Genomic DNA, 4181 nt, shown 5'->3' with positions numbered 1-4181 from the left:
GTAAAAATATGTTTAAGTTATTAAAGCAATGGGAAAGTAAAAAAGAACGAACGTTTAAAATAGATGAATTTAGAGAATTATTAGCGATTCCCCCGAAATACAGAATGTCTATAATAGACATTAAAGTTTTAACTCCTATAATGGAAGAGTTGCCACAATATTTTTTTAATTTGAAATTGGAAAAAATAAAAACTGGAAGAAGTATAACTAGTTTAAAATTTTCTTGGGAAAATAAAAAATTAGAAAAAAAAGACATTATAGATATTATTGAGATTAAAATATCTGAAAAATTAAATAACACTATTCAAAAAGTGAGAAAAAACAGATTTTTAGAAAAATTATTAACAATTGATAATATTGAAAAATTATTGAAAATTTTTGAAGAAAACGACCTTATAAAAGGGCTTTTATGGGCTTACAAAGAGGTAAGACAAGATATAAGTACCCTTGAATATTTAATAAAAACTATAAAAACAGGAATAGAAAAAAAAGAGAAAAAAATTGTAGTTAAACCAACAGAAAAAATTGAAAATATTTTTGATAAAACTTTTGAAGAAATTCCTTTAAATTTTGAAGAGGAAAATATAAAAAGTGAGAATCAAGAAATAGAAAATTCAATTATTAAAGAAAAAATTACAATGGATCAATACGAAAAATTATATAAAAAATATTTAGAAGAAAAAAAATTAACACATAATCCATTTATTAGAAAGGCTTTTGATATTTCTAACATAAGTAAATATGAGATTATAGAGAATAATGACGAAGATGATAAGGAACCTCCATTACCTCCTTTAGAAGAATTATCTGAAAAAGCTCAAAAGGAGGCTAAAGAATATGCAAGAAAAAGAGATCTTAAAGAACAATATATGAATGAAATTCATGAAATAACTAAAGAGGTTAGAAAATATATAGCTGAACAAAAATTAGAAATAAGAAGACTTTCTTCAAATATTCTTTCTAGAAAAATAAACCAAAAGAAAATAAGTCAATACCAGGAAGAAAATGAGTTCTTAGAACAATTAGTTTGTGAATTTGGAATGTGGGGAGTTCATTTAACAACTCATACAGGTTATCAATTATTAGGAGAAGTTGAAAAAAGATTTAATGAAAGTATTGCTGAAACTGTAGAAATATTTAATCTAATTTTTGAAAGAATGGAAATAGAAAAAAGATTAGATAAAGAATTTTTTGAAAATATGATAGCTGATTGCATTGATACCAAGTATTCATCAGCTGAAAATATATCTCCTTCGGAACTTAAAAAAAGATTTTCTTTAGCTGATATTTCTGAAGATAAATTATTATCAAAAACTGGAAAAAAGTTAGTAGGAGGAGCTTTACTTTCTAGATTGGAAAAAATAGCTAAAGAGGAAAAAATTGAGATAGAATATAAAGGGAAAATAATTTGCTAAATTTAAAATAAAAACGGAAGGGAGAGGATTATGAAAAAATTATTACTAATTCTTGCAATAGGTGGAATTATAACAGCTTGTGGAGAGAAAATCATAGAATCTTCGAAGTTGCAAAAAATAAATGGAAGATATTATGAAATTAATCAAACAAAAGTATTTACAGGAAAAACTATACAAAAATATCTTAATGGTCAATTAAAAGAAGAATTCAACTATAAAGATGGAGTACCAGATGGGATTCAGAAAAAATGGTATGAAAATGGTCAATTAAAAGAAGAGTCCAATTATAAGGATGGGAAAATAGATGGATTTATGAAATCTTATTACGAGAATGGACAATTAGAACTTGAGAAAACATATAAAGACGGGGTACCAGATGGGATTCAAAAAAAATGGTATGAGAATGGACAATTAAAATATGAAGGAAATTATAAAGATAATCAATTTGTAGGAGACTACAAAGAGTACTACGATAATAAAAATATTAAAACTGAAATTGACTATACCAATAATATTTCTATAGAATACTCTGAAAATGGGAATTTTAAAGTCAAAAGAAAATCAAACGAAGAAACTTTATTATATAATAAAACAAATGATCTTATGATTCCTTTTATAATTGATGATATAAAAAATCAAGAGTTAACCAAAATTAAAAAAAATAATAGATACGGTTATATAGATAAGTCTGGAAAAATAATTGTTCCAATTGAATATGATTATACAGGAGATTTTTCAGAAGGATTAGTTATAGTTGGTGAAGGTGATAAAGCAGGTTATTTTAATGAAAAAGGAGAGTTGGTACTTCCAATTATATATGATATTGCTCAACCTTTTAAGGAAGGATTAGCTGTGGTAGGTAAAAGAGTACAATATGGAGGATATGGTCGGGTTGCAAAGTTTATTTATAAAGTGATAAATAAAAAAGGACAAGATATTATTCCTTATAAATATGATGAGATAGAGGATTTTTCAGAAGGATTAGCTGTGGTTAAAAATTCTGATTATAGATATGGAGTAATAAATACAAAAGGAAAAATAGTTATTCCTATTAAATATGATTATATAGAAAGTTTTTCAGAAGGATTGGCTAAAGTTAAAAAAAATAATAGATATGGATATATAGATAAATCTGGAAAAATAGTTATCCCTATTAAATATACTTCTGCACAAAAATTTTCAGAAGGTCTAGCTGTAGTTGAAATTAATAGTGAATATGGAGCTATCAATAAAAAAGGAGAGATTATTATTCCACCTGAATATGATCAAATAAAGTATTTTTCTAATGGACTAGCTATAGTTAGAAAAAATAATAAGTATGGAGTAATAAATAAAAAAGGAGAAATAATTATTCCTATTAAAGTTGGTTCTATTGGTAAGATTAATTATAAATTTTTTAAAAATGGATTTTATATTGTAGATCAAAGAAATGATAAATCAACTTTATTTGATCAAAATGGTAATAAAATAGTTATAAATTAATCTATGGATTGGATTCTGCTAATAAGACAAGGGATAACAATACTACACAATATAAACCTTTAATTTTTATTAAGATTATAGGCTTTTTTATTCTTAAAAAACTAGAAATTTTAAAGAGTGTCTCAAAAATAAAGATGAATCAATGAATTGGAATCTGTTGAGATACTCTTTTATTACTTGAAAAATAAAGGGTTCTAGTATCTCAATAGACTTATTTTTTAATTTTCTAAATTTTTTTTTATTTCAAGATTTTTTTTAAATATTTCAAGTTCTGAAATTACCTCACTCTTTGTAGGTAGTTGTCTTGCTAATAACTTAACTTCTAAATAAGAATTTACATTAGTTTTTTCTTCTAAAGGCTTCGCGTCGGTTTTTTTGTCTTTCGGCACCAAATTTGCAACTTTCTCAATGAAATCAATGGCTACTCGTTAGGGAGTAGTCTTTTTTTATTTAAGTAGTCAATAAAGTTATAATCTCTTTGACTAGTCAATTTTAGAGTTTTTAATAGTCTAACAACTCCTATTTTTAGCCTATTTTCGACTAAGGTATAGTTTATTTAAAATTAAGTTTGACCATTTTTTAAATAATATATTCAAACCCATTGAAAATATTGACTTAGTCGATTTTTTGGTGCCAAGGTACAAAAAAACCGACGCGAGGCCTGGATGAAAAATCATCAAAAATATTAATATTGATTTCAAACAAAAAAATGAGGCTGACCAATAAGGTCAGCCCATTTACTTTTTACCACAACATATAGTGATTTTTATTTTGATAAAACACAATATATTGTAAAAAAATTATTTATTTTTTACTTTTTAGTCAGCCCCATTTTTTTAGTTTTTATTTTACGAAAATTACTTATATAAAAAATAATTTGGTTAAAAACCTTGTATTGATAGTTTCCTTGGGAATCAATATAAATCGCTTTAATTCTAATTTAATAGTGAAAAATTCTTATATGTTGATATTTTTATTTTTTCTTCGGGTAGCCATGGAATATAAATAAAATCTATTTTAGGATATTGTAACATTAAATTTTCTAAATACTGAAACGTTATAAAAGAAGCAATAATGATTTGTGAAGTTTGAATGTTATTATTTTTACTTTTAAAAGATATTAGATTTAATATTTTTTTTTGATTTTCATATTGGACTTGAATAACTTTTTTTTTCTTTAAACTATTTGTAATATCCATTCCAAGAACATCGCTTATAATTCCATCAACTTGGTCTAATAGTTCAACAGCGATTGTTATATTATCATATTTAGTAATACTATAG

4 protein-coding genes are annotated in these 4181 nt (G+C 24.6%); 2 read left to right on the top strand and 2 right to left on the bottom strand.

The features are described from left to right. The first annotated feature begins 8 nt into the window (after positions 1–8). A complete protein-coding gene (locus ACMOUI_RS03095) occupies positions 9–1415 on the top strand; it encodes a hypothetical protein (protein WP_418964283.1) in 1407 nt (468 codons plus the stop codon). A gap of 30 nt (positions 1416–1445) precedes the next feature. After that, the gene (locus ACMOUI_RS03090) at positions 1446–2897 is read left to right on the top strand and encodes a WG repeat-containing protein (protein ID WP_418964282.1); all 1452 of its coding nucleotides are present in this window, start codon (positions 1446–1448) and stop codon (positions 2895–2897) included. A gap of 218 nt (positions 2898–3115) precedes the next feature. On the opposite strand, the gene ACMOUI_RS03085 is transcribed toward ACMOUI_RS03090, so the two are convergent. Both ACMOUI_RS03085 and ACMOUI_RS03080 read right to left on the bottom strand, forming a co-directional pair. Continuing rightward, positions 3116–3286, bottom strand: a complete 171-nt coding sequence (locus tag ACMOUI_RS03085) for a hypothetical protein (RefSeq protein ID WP_418964281.1) — start codon at positions 3284–3286, stop codon at positions 3116–3118. Between the two features lie 546 nt (positions 3287–3832). Continuing rightward, a partial coding sequence (locus tag ACMOUI_RS03080) for a hypothetical protein (protein ID WP_418964280.1) occupies positions 3833–4181 on the bottom strand: 349 nt, incomplete at its 5' end.

It is taken from the genome of Cetobacterium sp., assembly GCF_048470075.1.
In the GTDB taxonomy this organism is placed as follows: Bacteria; Fusobacteriota; Fusobacteriia; order Fusobacteriales; family Fusobacteriaceae; genus Cetobacterium_A.
Note: the sequence above shows the minus strand (reverse complement) of the source record. Positions and strands in the feature narration are given on the sequence as shown.

Coding starts and splice junctions, on each gene's coding strand:
- ACMOUI_RS03095 (WP_418964283.1), top strand. CDS start 9: ATGTTTAAGTTATTAAAGCAATGGGAAAGTAAAAAAGAACGAACGTTT.
- ACMOUI_RS03090 (WP_418964282.1), top strand. CDS start 1,446: ATGAAAAAATTATTACTAATTCTTGCAATAGGTGGAATTATAACAGCT.